The 15998-nt window shown below is 59.0% G+C and carries 20 protein-coding genes and 1 pseudogene; 13 read left to right on the top strand and 8 right to left on the bottom strand.

Annotated elements, in window-relative coordinates:
* Positions 1-129 precede the first annotated feature (129 nt).
* Both GYA94_RS00730 and GYA94_RS00735 read left to right on the top strand, forming a co-directional pair.
* Positions 130-453: a DUF2790 domain-containing protein gene (locus tag GYA94_RS00730; protein WP_013974877.1), complete on the top strand. Its 324-nt coding sequence runs from the start codon at positions 130-132 to the stop codon at positions 451-453.
* 206 nt (positions 454-659) lie between these two features.
* Positions 660-848 (top strand): annotated as a pseudogene (locus tag GYA94_RS00735) (hypothetical protein); the annotation flags it as partial.
* Between the two features lie 298 nt (positions 849-1146).
* Here the strand turns inward: GYA94_RS00735 and GYA94_RS28845 are convergent.
* Both GYA94_RS28845 and GYA94_RS00745 read right to left on the bottom strand, forming a co-directional pair.
* A complete protein-coding gene (locus GYA94_RS28845; protein ID WP_044047187.1) occupies positions 1147-1371 on the bottom strand; it encodes a hypothetical protein in 225 nt (74 codons plus the stop codon).
* A 23-nt stretch (positions 1372-1394) separates the two neighbouring features.
* Positions 1395-1616 carry a hypothetical protein gene (locus GYA94_RS00745; protein ID WP_013974874.1) on the bottom strand — a complete coding sequence of 74 codons (222 nt, stop codon included), beginning with the start codon at positions 1614-1616 and terminating at the stop codon, positions 1395-1397.
* Positions 1617-1882: 266 nt separating this feature from the next.
* Here GYA94_RS00745 and GYA94_RS00750 point away from each other — a divergent pair, with 266 nt between their 5' ends.
* A complete protein-coding gene (locus GYA94_RS00750) occupies positions 1883-2470 on the top strand; it encodes a hypothetical protein (RefSeq protein ID WP_013974873.1) in 588 nt (195 codons plus the stop codon).
* 56 nt (positions 2471-2526) lie between these two features.
* On the opposite strand, the gene GYA94_RS00755 is transcribed toward GYA94_RS00750, so the two are convergent.
* Both GYA94_RS00755 and GYA94_RS00760 read right to left on the bottom strand, forming a co-directional pair.
* Positions 2527-3945 carry a heavy metal sensor histidine kinase gene (locus GYA94_RS00755; RefSeq protein WP_013974872.1) on the bottom strand — a complete coding sequence of 473 codons (1419 nt, stop codon included), beginning with the start codon at positions 3943-3945 and terminating at the stop codon, positions 2527-2529.
* Positions 3942-4616, bottom strand: coding sequence for a heavy metal response regulator transcription factor (locus GYA94_RS00760; RefSeq protein ID WP_044047186.1), 675 nt, complete (start codon positions 4614-4616; stop codon positions 3942-3944). The genes GYA94_RS00755 and GYA94_RS00760 overlap by 4 nt, the downstream gene beginning before the upstream one ends.
* A gap of 699 nt (positions 4617-5315) precedes the next feature.
* On the opposite strand from GYA94_RS00760, the gene GYA94_RS00765 reads away from it, so the two are divergent.
* A complete protein-coding gene (locus tag GYA94_RS00765) occupies positions 5316-5642 on the top strand; it encodes a DUF2790 domain-containing protein (protein ID WP_013974870.1) in 327 nt (108 codons plus the stop codon).
* 32 nt (positions 5643-5674) lie between these two features.
* Here GYA94_RS00765 and GYA94_RS00770 read toward each other — a convergent pair whose 3' ends face one another.
* Entirely contained in the window at positions 5675-6025 is a 351-nt protein-coding gene (locus GYA94_RS00770; protein WP_044047185.1) for a DUF3147 family protein, read from the bottom strand.
* Between the two features lie 181 nt (positions 6026-6206).
* The gene (gene merR / locus GYA94_RS00775; RefSeq protein ID WP_003131969.1) at positions 6207-6641 is read right to left on the bottom strand and encodes a mercury resistance transcriptional regulator MerR; all 435 of its coding nucleotides are present in this window, start codon (positions 6639-6641) and stop codon (positions 6207-6209) included.
* 71 nt (positions 6642-6712) lie between these two features.
* Here merR and merT point away from each other — a divergent pair, with 71 nt between their 5' ends.
* The 8 genes from merT to GYA94_RS00820 all read left to right on the top strand — a co-directional run bounded on the left by merT (position 6713) and on the right by GYA94_RS00820 (position 14415).
* Positions 6713-7063, top strand: coding sequence for a mercuric ion transporter MerT (gene merT / locus GYA94_RS00780; protein WP_003131974.1), 351 nt, complete (start codon positions 6713-6715; stop codon positions 7061-7063).
* A gap of 12 nt (positions 7064-7075) precedes the next feature.
* A complete protein-coding gene (gene merP / locus GYA94_RS00785) occupies positions 7076-7351 on the top strand; it encodes a mercury resistance system periplasmic binding protein MerP (protein WP_003131987.1) in 276 nt (91 codons plus the stop codon).
* Between the two features lie 71 nt (positions 7352-7422).
* On the top strand, positions 7423-9108 hold the full coding sequence (gene merA / locus GYA94_RS00790) for a mercury(II) reductase (protein WP_003156770.1): 1686 nt from the start codon (positions 7423-7425) through the stop codon (positions 9106-9108).
* Between the two features lie 17 nt (positions 9109-9125).
* The gene (gene merD / locus GYA94_RS00795; RefSeq protein ID WP_000995360.1) at positions 9126-9491 is read left to right on the top strand and encodes a mercury resistance co-regulator MerD; all 366 of its coding nucleotides are present in this window, start codon (positions 9126-9128) and stop codon (positions 9489-9491) included.
* Positions 9488-9724: a broad-spectrum mercury transporter MerE gene (gene merE / locus GYA94_RS00800; RefSeq protein WP_003132004.1), complete on the top strand. Its 237-nt coding sequence runs from the start codon at positions 9488-9490 to the stop codon at positions 9722-9724. The genes merD and merE overlap by 4 nt, the downstream gene beginning before the upstream one ends.
* A complete protein-coding gene (locus tag GYA94_RS00805) occupies positions 9721-10710 on the top strand; it encodes a DUF3330 domain-containing protein (RefSeq protein WP_012314201.1) in 990 nt (329 codons plus the stop codon). The genes merE and GYA94_RS00805 overlap by 4 nt, the downstream gene beginning before the upstream one ends.
* 174 nt (positions 10711-10884) lie before the next feature.
* Entirely contained in the window at positions 10885-11445 is a 561-nt protein-coding gene (locus GYA94_RS00815) for a recombinase family protein (RefSeq protein ID WP_010921730.1), read from the top strand.
* 3 nt (positions 11446-11448) lie between these two features.
* A complete protein-coding gene (locus GYA94_RS00820) occupies positions 11449-14415 on the top strand; it encodes a Tn3-like element TnAs1 family transposase (protein ID WP_010921731.1) in 2967 nt (988 codons plus the stop codon).
* A gap of 125 nt (positions 14416-14540) precedes the next feature.
* Here GYA94_RS00820 and GYA94_RS00825 read toward each other — a convergent pair whose 3' ends face one another.
* On the bottom strand, positions 14541-15446 hold the full coding sequence (locus tag GYA94_RS00825) for a cation diffusion facilitator family transporter (protein ID WP_047595902.1): 906 nt from the start codon (positions 15444-15446) through the stop codon (positions 14541-14543).
* A gap of 55 nt (positions 15447-15501) precedes the next feature.
* Positions 15502-15702, bottom strand: a complete 201-nt coding sequence (locus GYA94_RS28025) for a zinc ribbon domain-containing protein (RefSeq protein WP_255326890.1) — start codon at positions 15700-15702, stop codon at positions 15502-15504.
* On the opposite strand from GYA94_RS28025, the gene GYA94_RS28030 reads away from it, so the two are divergent.
* Entirely contained in the window at positions 15673-15831 is a 159-nt protein-coding gene (locus GYA94_RS28030) for a hypothetical protein (protein ID WP_255326891.1), read from the top strand. The two genes, GYA94_RS28025 and GYA94_RS28030, sit on opposite strands and share 30 nt — an antisense overlap.
* The last annotated feature ends 167 nt before the right edge of the window (positions 15832-15998 follow it).

Below are 15998 nucleotides of genomic sequence, written 5' to 3' on the forward strand. Positions count from 1 at the left end.
CCCGCCTCCTACTCGATTTATATGAAATAGATGCACTTACCTTTCAAAATTGTAAGTTTCTCGTCATGCCGGTGATGCCTCTGCGTTGCTAAAGTTACGCCCGAGATGATTTGAATTTGAGAGGTTCCTATGAAAAAGCTAATTGTTGCTGCTGCACTTGTTATGTTCTCGATGGCTTCGCAGGCTTATACTTACTCTGAAAGCAAGCAGCTGCAATACATCAAGGAGCATCAGACTGCTGTAGCGAACTATGCCGAGAGAAATGGCAAACCGATGCCGGAGATCCAGGACTACAATTACGGCATGAAGATCGATGTTGCGAAATTCGTGCGTCAGTCCCAAGACCCGCGTACCTGCCAAGTTTACCCGCGATTGATGACCTTCGAGGACTCTCAGGGTACGCTTAAGACGGTTCGCTACTCCATGTACTCGCAATGCATCAACAACAAGTAGTAATTGCTGTGAGTAGAATACTTAGAGAATTCATAAATGCCAGGCAGTGCCTGGCATTTTTTATTGAGCTCGATGAACGTCATTTAGGCTAGATGCCTTAATGACTGCCCCTGGGTTAGCTGTGAAATAAATCTCAACTACACAACAGTAATGTCTTTCAACTGCATAGAGCAGTTTATAGTCTTGCCCCCCAGAAGGGACGAGTTATGAAAAGTTCGCTTGAACGCCCAGATGACCAAGCAGAGCATGAAGGGCTGAGCCATGAGCACGACGGCATCTTTGGCATGAACACCGAGCTGGTTTTCGCGCTGATCTGTGGTGCCCTGCTCGGAGCCGGAGCGCTCGCAGGAAAACTAGGGCTGATCGACTGGCTGCCGCTGGTTCTGTACCTGTCTCGGCGTTGCTCCTGTCCGGTCGGATCAATGAGGTTGGCCGAAGGATCACCAGGGCGCCGCCGCGAGCGTTGATACTGCCAATCATCGGCGTCGACATCATCTATGCCGGGGTGTTGATGCAGAGGCCTCAGAACCAGCGAGATGTCGTTCAGGCCTGGTTGAATGTGCTCAATCGGCCCCTCTGATCTACCCTGGTCGCCGCTCGAATTCCTCGGAGTTCTACAGCAGCGGGAAGTCCGAAAACATCCAGTACCCAGCAAAGTGGCCTCGTGACAGCTCATTCTACCTGTCCCGGCGCTTACTCGACAGCAATGCTGAGCTGCCTGCCAACCTGGGCTGTGTCGAGATCACCGAAGCGAACGCCAGTCAGCTGTTGCTGTGCCGTTGGAAAGACGCCAAGCAAGGTACCGAAGGTCTGGTCGGAGACAGTAATGCGGAAACGCCTCGTACAAACGAAGGTAAAATTCCAGACACAAAAAAAACCAGGTTTTACCCTGGCTTTTTTGTCGATTGCTTTCGTCATTTAAAGTCCTATTTAACCGCCGTTTAGTTATCGGCTTGTTCCTTACCATCCTTGCTTTCTTTCTTTTGCTCTTGAGCGACTTGTTGTTTGTTCTGGTCCGAAGAATCGTCGCTCCATAAGCGAGCCTGTTCATTTCGGAAGTTTTCCTGGAACTGTTTCGCTCGTTCGTAACCACCTTCAGCGTAAGCGGTACCCACGAGACCAAGCAGCAGGCTGCCAATAGCGATAGATTTGACAAATTTCATTGTGTGCCTCGGTTCTTACTAGGCCTGCCTGACTGACGGCCTTTGTTGGTTTGTAGTTTAGGAACGCGAAGCTAACGACAAGGTGAGTCAATAATTACAATTCCGTAATTTAGGCGGCTGGCCGGATGCGCCCAATCTGCAAATCTGGAAGGATCATGTCTATCTCGCTTGTGTCGAGGCTGACTTCAAACTGTTCCGTAAATTACATTTTTGATATCTAACAAAATAAAACCGTGCGCCGTCACCGGCCGCTCTAGGAGATAGCCATGAATGACATAGAGCCTTGGTCAGTTGCCATCGGTGACTTCCGCCGAAGCACTGAAAAACTCACTGTTCAGCTCGATGAGCTGGCCTCCCAGACCAGGGCCTGCAACGCTGTTCTGGAAAAGTCGAACGAGCTGGTGGAGGAGGTTGACCTTGTCAGTCGGCAGATTCAGGAGGAGGTACGAAAGGCTGAGAAAGCCTGGTCCAATGCCGAAGAGGTCGTCATCCGCGCTGCGGCAGAGGCATATTCCGCTGCCGCTCGTGGAGTCGAGACCGCCATCCAACCGCTGATTTCGGAGCTTACTGCCGCGACAAAATTAGCGGATGCCTCGATCCTGGAGCTAAAGCGGGCACCGGTGCTGGCCAAACGTTATGTCATGGTGGTGGCGACAGCATTCTTCATCCTGGCACTGATCTGTGTGTACTCGACCATGCAGTTCATTGAGGCCGCCGGCAGTGTGAGCGCTCAGGAAAAAGTGAATGCCCAATACTTCTCCCACCTGTGGAGAAACGCCAACCCAGAAGAGCAAAAGATCATAAAGTCGGTAATTCTGCGGTCACCTATGGACCCTGTGGTGCTTAGGCACTGAGGCATTGCATAGACAAAAGGCCCGTCGATTGACGGGCCTTTTCAAGTGGGCGCGCTTCAAGCAGCGGTCTTTGCCGACTGCTTTAGCTGGGCTTCGGGAAAGTGAAGGTGGAACCAGGTGAAATTTTCCTCGGTCACTTCCACGCTCGCCGAGCCTTGATGCAGGCTCATGATCGACTGCACGATGGCAAGGCCAAGACCGGTCCCCCCTTCGCTTCGTGCTCGGCTCTTATCTACGCGGTAGAACCGTTCAAACAAATGCGCATGGTGTTCCTTGGCGATCCCGCGGCCCGGGTTGCCGACGCTCAAGGTCGTGCCGCTACCACCGCGTTGCACTTTCACGTAGACCGTGCGACCGCGAGGGCAGTAGCGAATCGCATTTGACACCAGGTTCGAGACGGCTCGTTGAATCATCAGGCGGTTACCGCGCACCACGTCATCACTGCCAGAGATCTGCAGCTGGATCTCGCCATCCTCTGCCGAAATGCTGAAGAGATCACACACCCGCTGAACTTCATCGACCAGGGACACAGGTTCGAACTCCACCATGGATGCCGGATGACTGACCTGAGCGAGGAACAGCATGTCGGAAACCATGCGGCTCATGCGGTCCAGCTCTTCTGTGCACGACTCCAGCACTTCCCTGTACTCGGGAAGGGATCGCTCTCTGGTCAGTGCAACTTGGGCTTTACCCATCAGGTTGGATAGCGGCGCTCGCAGTTCGTGAGCAAGATCGTCAGAAAACTGCGAGAGCTGCTGAACCCCGTCATCCAGGCGAGCCAGCATGATGTTGATACCGTCGGCGAGCTCTTTGAGTTCTGCTGGCATTCCATTAGTCGGCAGACGATGGTCAAGACTCTCGGTGGAGATCTTCGAGGCGACTTTCAGGAACTTGGTCAGAGGCAGCAGACCTCTGCGTACGGTCCACCAGCCGATTGCGAGGATCAGCGCGATGATGAGCGGGGAAATCATCAGGGCCCAGGTGAGCAATGCATCAAGCAGCGCTTCATTGGACGACTGGTCCATAGTCATGTACACGCTGACTTCGGTTCCGTCGCCCAAATTCATGGTGCGAGAAGCTGTCAGCAAGGGGCGGTCCTGGGTGTCGCGCCACTCATGTTCCTTCGGCTGTGCGGATGGTTGAAACTTGTGCACCTCCACGTTGACCTGCTTCGAGCCAATCGAGAGCAGGGGCGTTTCACTCTGCGCCGACTCGAAAATGCTGACGTACAGGTTGTTGTGGCCCATCACCAGATCCACAAGCTGATGTGCGTCTGCGTTGACTCCTGAGATGTCGGAAATCATGGACAGGTTGTGAGCCATGCCCGCCATCTTCACTTCCAGGTCACTGCGGGCATTTCGCTCTAGCGCCTGACCCACCATCAGATACCCGAAGGTGGCGAACAGAAGCAGCAACGCTGCGCTCATCAACCCCACCTTTAATCCCAGCTTTGCAGCCAGGCTGAATGGCCTCATGCGCGTTCCTCAAAAACGTACCCTACGCCACGAAGCGTGTGAATGAGCTTGGTTTCAAACGGGTCATCGATCTTTGAGCGAAGGCGCCGGATAGCGACATCGATGACGTTGGTATCGCAGTCAAAATTCATGTCCCAGACCAACGAAATGATCTGAGAACGAGTCAGCGCTTCGCCCGTCCTGCTCATAAGCAGGTGCAGGAGCGTAAATTCCTTTGTGGTGAGATCGATGCGTGTGCCAGCGCGGAAAACCCGATGGCGCACTGAGTCGAGTTCCAAGTCGGCAATTTTCAGCGAACTCTTCTCGACTAATTCATCACCACGCCGCTGCAGCGAACGGATTCGAGCGAGCAGCTCCGGGAATTCGAAGGGTTTGACAAGGTAATCGTCGGCTCCGCCATCCAAGCCTTTGAGCTTGTCGTTGATGCGACCACGAGCGGTCAGCATGATGATGCGGACCCGGCTGGTTTTCCTGATGGTTTCCAAAAGGTCCCAACCGTCGATGCCAGGAAGGTTTACGTCCAGCAGAACCAACGAATAGACGTTAGTATTGAACAAGTGCAGGGCGTCAACACCATTGTGCACGATATCTACGACATACCCGCTTTCGGATAGGCCCTGCTGAAGATATTCGGCAGTTTTAATTTCGTCTTCCACAACTAGAACGCGCATAACTTATCTCAAGGTGTGAGGAAGGAATTGGCCTAATCCGCCAAGACTGTGGTTGCAGGCAGTTTGAAGGTTCGGCTGAGTGCATGACATCTGGTAGTCGCTACCTCTGTCCATACGCCGGGGTCACCTGAGGACGCTTGAATCTTAACGCGAAGACGCTGGCCGCGGCGAAATCCTACAAATTTGTAATGTAGCCGCAAGATTGCTGACAGTCATGACGGCTTTCCCTACTGAGCTTAGCGGATTCTGTGGCTTGCAGCGGTTATCAGTCCTCAGGACTGACAGGAGGATTCGGCCGAGAGGGGTGGCGTTTCTGCCAAGCTGCTCAGCATTTATGGCGTTCAATCCTACAAGCTCAAGCTCCGAGTGGTAGCAAGCCACCGATCGTTCGCCCCTTTGATAACGGGCTTAAACCGGCCAGCATGCATGGCTTTTCATCTTAATTGGGCAAGAATAATTACTTTACAATCTATTACATGTCCAAATTGTAATTTCACAATCATCTTGTCGTTAGCCGCTTTTGCTAGTTTAAGAACAGCACACAGGCAGCGCTGCTTTGGGCCAGTCTCATCTGAAGCAGCATGGCGGGAGTAACGATACCCTGCTCACGCCAATGCATTCACCTTGGAACCATACGCTCCTTTGGTAAGGTGAATTTTAGCGCCCCGCCATGGGCGCTTTTTTATTAATGGACTTCTCATGAAAACAACTATATCGGCTATTGCCGCGTTCATGCTTTTCTCTGCACTGTCGACAAATGCCCAAAGTAGCGTTCAGATCAACGACGATCTTGAGCAGTCTGCCAGGAAGGCTACAGAACGCTATGCACAGAGCGTGAAGAAACCCATGCCCGAGCTTGAAGATTACGCATACGGTATGGATTTGGACGTTGGCAAGTTGGTGTACGTCTCGCCTAGCGTGCGGTACTGCGGGAATGTGAGAAGCATGATGACTTACGAGGATTCCAAGGGCGAACTGCACATGGTTCGCTACCTCGTGAAAGGTGAGTGCATCAACAGCCGGTAAGCGGTGACCGAGTGCTTTCCTCTACACCCGACTCAAAGCAACTCGATGCCCAATCGCCTTAGAAGTAGGGCAAATCCTCCGAAGCTCGCCATGGTGATGAGGATGCTGGAGATAAGTGTTGGCCAGAATCCCAACTTGGGCAGCAGTGCCGGAAACGCGATAAACATCGGCAGCGTTGGAATCACATACCAGAACGTGTACCAGGCATGATTGGAAATCTTCTCCATGCTCTGGTTCTCCAAGTAGAGCCAGATGAGCGTCAAGACGGTGACCAATGGCAGGGCGGCAACCAAGCCGCCCAGCTTGTCACTGCGCTTTGCCAGCTCAGACACGATAATCACTATCGCGGCAGTGACCAGGTACTTCGTAATGATCCAAGCCATCGCTGAACCTACTTGAGCTAGTGGAGTGGATCTCCTGGGATCATTCGCCAGGCACTCACGACGTGCTTGGGGGAACCGCAGAATTCGGAAAAAATCGTACGCTAAGCTAACGGTGTTCTCGTGACAGCTCTTTGACTAGGCTTTCTAAGGGGGCGTCTCAGAAAACGGAAAATAAAGCACGCTAAGGCATAGCCGAACCTGCCAAGCTTGCTCCACCCTGTAGTGACGCGATCAGCGGGCAGGAAACGTTCCCCCTTCGCGCATGGCAGGCGCACACCAACTCAGACAGCACGGCCTCCATGCGCGCCAGGTCAGCCATTTTCTCGCGCACGTCCTTGAGCTTGTGCTCGGCCAGACTGCTGGCTTCCTCGCAATGGGTGCCATCCTCCAGCCGCAGCAGCTCGGCGATCTCATCCAGGCTGAAGCCCAGCCGCTGGGCTGATTTCACGAAGCGCACCCGCGTTACATCCGCCTCGCCATAGCGGCGGATGCTGCCATAGGGCTTGTCAGGCTCCAGCAACAAGCCCTTGCGCTGATAGAAACGGATGGTCTCCACATTGACCCCGGCCGCCTTGGCGAAAACGCCAATGGTCAGGTTCTCCAAATTGTTTTCCATATCGCTTGACTCCGTACATGAGTACGGAAGTAAGGTTACGCTATCCAATTTCAATTCGAAAGGACAAGCGCATGTCTGAACCAAAAACCGGGCGCGGCGCGCTCTTCACTGGAGGGCTTGCCGCCATCCTCGCCTCGGCTTGCTGCCTCGGGCCGTTGGTTCTGATCGCCTTGGGGTTCAGCGGCGCTTGGATCGGCAACTTGGCGGTGTTGGAACCCTATCGCCCCATCTTTATCGGCGTGGCGCTGGTGGCGTTGTTCTTCGCCTGGCGGCGCATCTACCGGCAGGCAGCGGCCTGCAAACCGGGTGAGGTCTGCGCGATTCCCCAAGTGCGAGCTACTTACAAGCTCATTTTCTGGATCGTGGCCGCGCTGGTTCTGGTCGCGCTCGGATTTCCCTACGTCATGCCATTTTTCTACTGATCGGAGTTCACCATGAAGAAACTGTTTGCCTCCCTCGCCCTCGCCGCCGTTGTTGCCCCCGTCTGGGCCGCCACCCAGACCGTCACGCTGTCCGTACCGGGCATGACCTGCTCCGCCTGCCCGATCACTGTCAAGAAGGCGATTTCCAAGGTCGAAGGCGTCAGCAAAGTTGACGTGACTTTCGAGACACGCCAAGCGGTCGTCACCTTCGACGATGCCAAGACCAGCGTGCAGAAGCTGACCAAGGCAACCGCAGACGCGGGCTATCCGTCCAGCGTCAAGCAGTGAGTCACTGAAAACGGCACCGCAGCACAACGGACGTCATTGTCTGGCGCCACAAACGATAAAGGATCTGTTGCATGACCCATCTAAAAATCACCGGCATGACTTGCGACTCGTGCGCGGCGCACGTCAAGGAAGCGCTGGAAAAAGTGCCAGGCGTGCAGTCGGCGCTGGTGTCCTATCCGAAGGGCACAGCGCAACTCGCCATCGTGCCGGGCACATCGCCGGACGCGCTGACTGCCGCCGTGGCCGGACTGGGCTACAAGGCAACGCTAGCCGATGCGCCACTGGCGGACAACCGCGTCGGACTGCTCGACAAGGTGCGGGGATGGATGGCCGCCGCCGAAAAGCACAGTGGCAACGAGCCCCCGGTGCAGGTAGCGGTCATTGGCAGCGGTGGAGCCGCGATGGCGGCGGCGCTGAAGGCCGTCGAGCAAGGCGCGCAGGTCACGCTGATCGAGCGCGGCACCATCGGCGGCACCTGCGTCAATGTCGGCTGTGTGCCGTCCAAGATCATGATCCGCGCCGCCCACATCGCCCATCTGCGCCGGGAAAGCCCGTTCGATGGCGGTATTGCGGCAACTGTGCCTACGATTGACCGCAGTAAGCTGCTGGCCCAGCAGCAGGCCCGCGTCGACGAACTGCGGCACGCCAAGTACGAAGGCATCCTGGGCGGTAATCCGGCCATCACCGTTGTGCACGGTGAGGCGCGCTTCAAGGACGACCAGAGCCTTACCGTCCGTTTGAACGAGGGTGGCGAGCGCGTCGTGATGTTCGACCGCTGCCTGGTCGCCACGGGTGCCAGCCCGGCGGTCCCGCCGATTCCGGGGTTGAAAGAGTCACCCTACTGGACTTCCACCGAGGCCCTGGCGAGCGACACCATTCCCGAACGCCTTGCCGTAATCGGCTCGTCGGTGGTGGCGCTGGAGCTGGCGCAAGCCTTTGCCCGGCTGGGCAGCAAGGTCACGGTCCTGGCGCGCAATACCTTGTTCTTCCGTGAAGACCCGGCCATCGGCGAGGCGGTGACAGCCGCTTTCCGTGCCGAGGGCATCGAGGTGCTGGAGCACACGCAAGCCAGCCAGGTCGCCCATATGGACGGTGAATTCGTGCTGACCACCACGCACGGTGAATTGCGCGCCGACAAACTGCTGGTTGCCACCGGTCGGACACCGAACACGCGCAGCCTCGCGCTGGACGCAGCGGGGGTCACTGTCAATGCGCAAGGTGCCATCGTCATCGACCAAGGCATGCGCACGAGCAACCCGAACATCTACGCGGCCGGCGACTGCACCGACCAGCCGCAGTTCGTCTATGTGGCGGCAGCGGCCGGCACCCGTGCCGCGATCAACATGACCGGCGGCGATGCGGCGCTCGACCTGACCGCAATGCCGGCCGTGGTGTTCACCGATCCGCAAGTGGCGACCGTGGGCTACAGCGAGGCGGAAGCCCACCACGACGGGATCGAGACCGACAGCCGCACCTTGACCTTGGACAACGTGCCGCGTGCGCTCGCCAACTTCGACACACGCGGCTTCATCAAGTTGGTTATCGAGGAAGGCAGCCATCGGCTGATCGGCGTACAGGCGGTCGCGCCGGAAGCGGGTGAACTGATCCAGACGGCGGCTCTGGCCATTCGCAACCGCATGACGGTGCAGGAACTGGCCGACCAGTTGTTCCCCTACCTGACGATGGTCGAGGGGTTGAAGCTCGCGGCGCAGACCTTCAACAAGGATGTGAAGCAGCTTTCCTGCTGCGCCGGGTGAGAAAAAGGAGGTGTTCAATGAACGCCTACACGGTGTCCCGGCTGGCTCTTGATGCCGGGGTGAGCGTGCATATCGTGCGCGACTACCTGCTGCGCGGATTGCTGCGCCCGGTGGCGTGCACACCAGGCGGCTACGGCTTGTTCGATGACGCCGCCTTGCAACGGCTGTGCTTCGTGCGGGCGGCCTTCGAGGCGGGCATCGGCCTCGACGCGCTGGCGCGGCTGTGCCGGGCGCTGGATGCGGCGGACGGCGACGAAGCGGCCGCGCAGCTTGCCCTGCTGCGTCAGTTCGTCGAGCGTCGGCGCGAAGCGTTGGCCGATCTGGAAGTGCAGTTGGCCACCCTGCCGACCGAGCCGGCACAGCACGCGGAGAGTCTGCCATGAACAACCCCGAGCGCTTGCCGTCCGAGACGCACAAACCGATCACCGGCTACCTGTGGGGCGGACTGGCTGTGCTGACTTGCCCCTGCCACCTGCCCATCCTCGCTGTCGTGCTGGCCGGCACAACCGCCGGTGCTTTCCTCGGCGAGCATTGGGTCATCGCGGCGCTCGGTTTGACCGGCCTGTTCCTTCTGTCCCTGTCGCGGGCGTTGCGGGCATTCAGGGAAAGAGAATGAGCGCTTTCCGGCCGGATGGATGGACGACGCCGGAACTGGCCCAAGCGGTCGAGCGCGGGCAGCTTGAACTGCACTACCAGCCCGTCGTCGATCTGCGCAGTGGTGGGATTGTCGGCGCGGAAGCCCTGTTGCGCTGGCGTCATCCGACGCTTGGACTATTGCCACCGGGCCAGTTCCTGCCCGTGGTCGAATCGTCCGGCCTGATGCCTGAAATCGGCGCTTGGGTGCTGGGCGAAGCCTGCCGCCAGATGCGTGACTGGCGAATGCTGGCATGGCGACCGTTCCGGCTGGCCGTCAATGCTTCGGCGAGCCAAGTGGGACCGGACTTCGACGGGTGGGTAAAGGGCGTGCTGGCTGATGCCGAGTTGCCCGCCGAGTATCTCGAAATCGAGCTGACCGAATCGGTCGCGTTTGGTGATCCGGCGATCTTCCCCGCCCTGGACGCCTTGCGGCAGATCGGTGTGCGCTTCGCCGCCGATGACTTCGGGACGGGGTATTCCTGTCTGCAACATCTGAAGTGCTGCCCAATCAGCACGCTCAAGATCGACCAATCGTTTGTCGCCGGGCTCGCCAACGACCGCCGCGACCAAACCATCGTGCACACCGTGATTCAGCTTGCGCACGGGCTGGGCATGGATGTGGTGGCTGAAGGCGTGGAAACATCGGCGAGTCTTGATCTATTGCGACAAGCGGACTGCGACACAGGACAAGGCTTCCTGTTCGCGAAGCCAATGCCGGCGGCGGCATTCGCCGTCTTCGTCAGTCAATGGAGGGGTGCCACCATGAATGCAAGTGACTCGACCACCACCAGTTGCTGCGTGTGCTGCAAGGAAATCCCGCTCGATGCCGCCTTCACCCCGGAAGGCGCGGAATACGTCGAGCACTTCTGCGGGTTGGAGTGTTATCAACGCTTCGAAGCGCGTGCCAAGACAGGGAACGAAACCGATGCCGATCCGAACGCCTGCGACTCGCTACCGTCAGATTGAGGCATACCCTAACTGGATGTCAGGCAGGGCCGCGCCGCTTAGTCAGAATAGAGTCATCTTTCGCATTTTTGACACATGCCTGCGAAGGTCATAGATTTCAGCCTGACAGAAACGGGGTTTGAGGCACAACGGAACAGAAGGAGCACTTAAGCCGCCTTCAACCAAGGAGACATCGTGCAGGGGCACCGCATCGGCTACGTCCGGGTCAGCAGCTTCGACCAGAACCCGGAACGCCAGCTGGAACAGACACAGGTGAGCAAGGTGTTCACCGACAAGGCATCGGGCAAGGACACCCAGCGCCCCCAGCTCGAAGCGCTGCTGAGCTTCGTCCGCGAAGGCGATACAGTGGTGGTGCACAGCATGGACCGGCTGGCCCGCAACCTCGATGACCTGCGTCGCTTGGTACAGAAGCTGACTCAACGCGGCGTGCGCATCGAGTTCCTGAAGGAGGGCCTGGTGTTCACTGGCGAGGACTCGCCGATGGCCAACCTGATGCTGTCGGTGATGGGGGCCTTCGCTGAGTTCGAGCGCGCCCTGATCCGCGAGCGGCAGCGTGAGGGCATCACCTTGGCCAAGCAGCGTGGCGCGTACCGGGGCCGCAAGAAAGCCCTGTCCGATGAGCAGGCTGCTACCCTGCGGCAGCGAGCGACGGCCGGCGAGCCCAAGGCGCAGCTTGCCCGCGAGTTCAACATCAGCCGGGAAACCCTCTACCAGTACCTCCGCACGGACGACTGACACATGCCGCGTCGCTTGATCCTCTCGGCCACGGAGCGGGGCACCCTGCTCGCGTTGCCAGAAAGCCAGGATGACCTGATCCGCTACTACACCTTCAACGACTCCGACCTGTCGCTGATCCGTCAGCGGCGCGGCGACGCCAACCGCCTCGGCTTCGCCGTGCAACTCTGCCTGCTGCGCTACCCCGGCTATGCGTTGGGCACTGACAGCGAGCTGCCCGAACCGGTCATCCTGTGGGTGGCCAAGCAAGTCCAGACCGATCCGGCGAGTTGGACGAAGTACGGCGAGCGCGATGTGACCCGTCGCGAGCACGCCCAGGAACTGCGCACCTACCTTCAACTGGCCCCGTTCGGCCTGTCCGACTTCCGCGCCCTGGTGCGCGAGCTGACCGAACTGGCCCAGCAGACCGACAAGGGCTTGCTGCTGGCCGGCCAGGCGCTGGAGAGCCTGCGGCAGAAGCGACGCATCCTGCCGGCGTTGAGCGTGATCGACCGGGCTTGCTCGGAGGCCATTGCACGGGCCAATCGGCGGGTCTACCGCGCCCTGGTTGAACCGCTCACGGACTCGCATCGGGCCAAGCTGGACGAGCTGTTGAAGCTCAAGGCCGGCAGCAGCATCACCTGGTTGACCTGGCTGCGCCAGGCACCGCTGAAACCCAACTCTCGGCACATGCTTGAGCACATCGAGCGGCTGAAGACATTTCAGCTGGTGGACTTGCCCGAAGTCCTGGGCCGGCACATCCACCAGAACCGCCTGCTCAAGCTGGCCCGCGAGGGTGGGCAGATGACGCCCAAAGACCTCGGCAAGTTCGAGCCGCAGCGGCGCTATGCGACCCTGGCCGCCGTGGTGCTGGAGAGCACTGCAACCGTGATTGATGAGCTGGTGGATCTGCACGACCGCATCCTAGTCAAGCTGTTCAGCGGCGCGAAGCACAAGCATCAGCAGCAGTTCCAGAAGCAGGGCAAGGCGATCAACGACAAGGTGCGCCTGTACTCCAAGATCGGCCAGGCGCTGCTGGAGGCCAAGGAAGCCGGCAGCGACCCCTATGCCGCCATCGAGGCGGTGATCCCCTGGGACGAGTTCACCGAGAGCGTCAGCGAAGCCGAGCTGCTGGCCCGGCCGGAGGGCTTCGACCACCTGCACCTGGTCGGCGAGAACTTCGCCACCCTGCGCCGCTACACGCCGGCTCTGCTGGAGGTATTGGAGCTGCGCGCCGCCCCGGCCGCGCAGGGCGTGCTGGCAGCCGTGCAGACGCTGCGCGAGATGAACGCCGACAACCTGCGCAAGGTGCCGGCCGATGCTCCCACCGCCTTCATCAAGCCGCGCTGGAAGCCACTGGTGATCACCCCGGAAGGCCTCGACCGGCGCTTCTACGAAATCTGCGCCCTGTCCGAGCTGAAGAACGCCCTGCGCTCCGGCGACATCTGGGTCAAGGGCTCGCGGCAGTTCCGCGACTTCGACGACTACCTGTTGCCGGCCGAGAAGTTCGCCGCGCTCAAGCGGGAACAGGCCCTGCCGCTGGCGATCAACCCGAACAGCGACCAGTATCTGGAAGAGCGCTTGCAGCTGCTGGACGAGCAGTTGGCCACTGTCGCCCGCCTGGCCAAGGACAACGAGCTGCCCGATGCCATCCTCACCGAGTCCGGGTTGAAGATCACCCCGCTGGATGCGGCGGTGCCGGATCGGGCGCAGGCGCTGATCGACCAGACCAGTCAGTTACTGCCGCGCATCAAGATCACCGAACTGCTGATGGACGTGGACGACTGGACGGGCTTCAGCCGCCACTTCACCCACCTGAAGGACGGGGCCGAGGCCAAAGACCGGACGTTGCTGCTGTCCGCGATCCTCGGTGATGCGATCAACCTCGGGCTGACCAAGATGGCCGAGTCGAGCCCCGGTCTGACCTACGCCAAGCTGTCCTGGCTGCAAGCCTGGCACATCCGCGACGAGACCTATTCGGCGGCCCTGGCCGAGCTGGTCAACCACCAGTACCAGCATGCCTTCGCCGCCCACTGGGGCGACGGCACCACCTCATCCTCCGATGGCCAGCGTTTCCGGGCTGGCGGCCGGGGCGAGAGCACCGGACACGTCAACCCGAAGTACGGCAGTGAGCCGGGACGGCTGTTCTACACCCATATCTCCGACCAGTACGCGCCGTTCAGCACCCGCGTGGTGAATGTCGGCGTGCGCGATTCCACCTATGTGCTCGACGGCCTGCTGTACCACGAGTCCGACCTGCGGATCGAGGAGCACTACACCGACACGGCCGGCTTCACCGATCACGTCTTCGCCCTGATGCACCTGCTGGGCTTCCGTTTCGCGCCGCGCATCCGCGACCTCGGCGAAACCAAGCTGTACGTGCCGCAGGGCGTGCAGACCTACCCGACGCTGCGGCCGCTGATCGGCGGCACCCTGAACATCAAGCACGTCCGCGCCCATTGGGACGACATCCTGCGCCTGGCCAGCTCGATCAAACAGGGCACCGTCACTGCCTCGCTGATGCTGCGCAAGCTCGGCAGCTATCCGCGCCAGAACGGCCTGGCCGTGGCCCTGCGCGAGCTGGGCCGGATCGAACGCACGCTGTTCATCCTAGACTGGCTGCAAAGTGTTGAGCTGCGCCGCCGCGTGCATGCCGGCCTGAACAAAGGTGAGGCGCGCAACTCGCTGGCCAGGGCGGTGTTCTTCAACCGCCTTGGGGAAATCAGGGATCGGAGCTTCGAGCAGCAGCGCTACCGGGCCAGCGGCCTCAACCTGGTGACGGCGGCTATCGTGCTGTGGAACACGGTGTACCTGGAGCGCGCCACCCAGGGGTTGGTCGAGGCCGGCAAGCCGGTGGACGGCGAGCTGCTGCAATTCCTGTCGCCGCTGGGCTGGGAGCACATCAACCTCACCGGCGATTACGTCTGGCGGCAGAGCCGCAGACTGGAAGACGGGAAGTTTCGGCCCCTACGGATGCCCGGAAAACCTTAGCGTACGATTTTTTCCGAATTCTGCGAGCCCCCCTGCTTCTGCTGTCGCCTATCCATCCTTACCTTTCCTCGACAACACCCCCCCGACGTTGGCGGCGGTGTGTTGATCAGGTGTCTACCGGCCGATCAATGCGACGGCGACGGAACGTTCTCGTGGAAAGCTGCGCGCTCGATCTGAATGGTGCAGTGATGGATTTCGAACGCGTCGCTGACTGCATCCACGACGGCCGCTAGCACAGCATCTCCATCTGCTGCGTCTCGGACGACCACGTGCGACGTCATCACGTTGCTTCCGCTGCTGACGGCCCAAACGTGCAAGTCATGGACATCCGTGACGCCGTCGACCTTGAGGATCGTGGCCTCGATTGCCGCCACGTTGAGCCCCCGGGGTACACCTTCCATAAGAATCCCCAGGCTCTCTCGAAGCAATTGCCAAGTCCGCGGCAATACCCAAAGGCCGATCGCTACGGCGACAACCGTGTCGACCCAGGTCCAGCCGGTAAAGCGGATAATGAGGGCTGCGATGATCACGCCCAACGATCCGAGCATGTCGCTCCAGACTTCGAGGTAGGCGCCTTTGACGTTGAGGCTCTCGTTGCTGGCAGATGCCAGCAGTCGCATTGAAATCAGGTTGATGATCAGGCCGACAATTGCGATCCACATCATCGCCCCGGTGGCGATCTCCGCCGGCATGAAGAAGCGCTGGTAGGCCTCGTACAAGATGTACATCGCCACCAGGAAGAGCAGCACGGCGTTGAACGTGGAGGCTAGGATCTCCAACCGCGCATAGCCAAAGGTTCTTTTCTGATCCGCCGGCCGCTTTGCGATCTGAAGCGCAATCAACGAAATTGCCAAAGCGGCGGTGTCGGTGAACATGTGAGACGCATCCGACAGCAACGCCAGGCTGCCGGTAATCCATGCGCCGATCACTTCAGCGATCATGAAGCTACCGGTCAGGACCAATGCCATGACTAGTTTCTTCTGATGCCCCTCACGAAGCGCGGCACTGCCATGATCATGATTCGATCCCACGTATTTCTCCTTGCACAGGGTAGTGGTCGCGTTGGATTTCCAGTGTGGCCATGCGCTAATGGGTGGCTTGGCCGCACTGGCTGCAGAATTTTGCTCCTGCTGTCAGGGATGAGCCGCAGGCCGTGCAACCACTCGATAGTGGTGTTCCGCAGTTTAGACAAAAGCGTGCGGACGGGGCGTTTGCGGTCCGGCAGTGCCTGCAAGTCTGCAGATCTTTGATTGGGGCTTGAGCTGTTACGCGACCATCCTCAATCACCCGGTCATTACTGTCGCAGGATTGCTGCTGCTCGAAGCGACCATGCCGGTCATGTCGATCACTCCCGTGCCCACTACCGTGATGCTTGCCACCGCCGTGGTTGCCACGGCCGTGGTGGCCGCCCAATAAATTTTTGAGAAAACTCATGGTATTCGTCCCTCATCGATAGGTGACATCAGCACGAGCAAAAGGTGAAAGAAGTGTTCTGCTCGTTAGAATGACTTTTAAATTAAAGTAAAAGTTCAAAATTAGCGTACGACAAAACGAAGCTGGTTTGTTTATGAAATTTAATTTAA

Origin of the sequence: Pseudomonas juntendi (genome assembly GCF_009932375.1) — a bacterium.
GTDB classification, from domain to species: domain Bacteria; phylum Pseudomonadota; class Gammaproteobacteria; order Pseudomonadales; family Pseudomonadaceae; genus Aquipseudomonas; species Aquipseudomonas juntendi.

Excerpts from the sequence above, each read along its gene's own strand:
- GYA94_RS00805 (WP_012314201.1), top strand. The coding sequence starts at position 9,721 with ATGAGCGCTTTCCGGCCGGATGGATGGACGACGCCGGAACTGGCCCAA.
- merE (WP_003132004.1), top strand. The coding sequence starts at position 9,488 with ATGAACAACCCCGAGCGCTTGCCGTCCGAGACGCACAAACCGATCACC.
- GYA94_RS00765 (WP_013974870.1), top strand. The coding sequence starts at position 5,316 with ATGAAAACAACTATATCGGCTATTGCCGCGTTCATGCTTTTCTCTGCA.
- merR (WP_003131969.1), bottom strand. The coding sequence starts at position 6,641 with ATGGAAAACAATTTGGAGAACCTGACCATTGGCGTTTTCGCCAAGGCG.
- GYA94_RS00770 (WP_044047185.1), bottom strand. The coding sequence starts at position 6,025 with ATGGCTTGGATCATTACGAAGTACCTGGTCACTGCCGCGATAGTGATT.
- merP (WP_003131987.1), top strand. The coding sequence starts at position 7,076 with ATGAAGAAACTGTTTGCCTCCCTCGCCCTCGCCGCCGTTGTTGCCCCC.
- GYA94_RS00760 (WP_044047186.1), bottom strand. The coding sequence starts at position 4,616 with ATGCGCGTTCTAGTTGTGGAAGACGAAATTAAAACTGCCGAATATCTT.
- merA (WP_003156770.1), top strand. The coding sequence starts at position 7,423 with ATGACCCATCTAAAAATCACCGGCATGACTTGCGACTCGTGCGCGGCG.
- merD (WP_000995360.1), top strand. The coding sequence starts at position 9,126 with ATGAACGCCTACACGGTGTCCCGGCTGGCTCTTGATGCCGGGGTGAGC.
- merT (WP_003131974.1), top strand. The coding sequence starts at position 6,713 with ATGTCTGAACCAAAAACCGGGCGCGGCGCGCTCTTCACTGGAGGGCTT.
- GYA94_RS00820 (WP_010921731.1), top strand. The coding sequence starts at position 11,449 with ATGCCGCGTCGCTTGATCCTCTCGGCCACGGAGCGGGGCACCCTGCTC.
- GYA94_RS00755 (WP_013974872.1), bottom strand. The coding sequence starts at position 3,945 with ATGAGGCCATTCAGCCTGGCTGCAAAGCTGGGATTAAAGGTGGGGTTG.
- GYA94_RS00750 (WP_013974873.1), top strand. The coding sequence starts at position 1,883 with ATGAATGACATAGAGCCTTGGTCAGTTGCCATCGGTGACTTCCGCCGA.
- GYA94_RS00745 (WP_013974874.1), bottom strand. The coding sequence starts at position 1,616 with ATGAAATTTGTCAAATCTATCGCTATTGGCAGCCTGCTGCTTGGTCTC.
- GYA94_RS00730 (WP_013974877.1), top strand. The coding sequence starts at position 130 with ATGAAAAAGCTAATTGTTGCTGCTGCACTTGTTATGTTCTCGATGGCT.
- GYA94_RS28845 (WP_044047187.1), bottom strand. The coding sequence starts at position 1,371 with ATGACGAAAGCAATCGACAAAAAAGCCAGGGTAAAACCTGGTTTTTTT.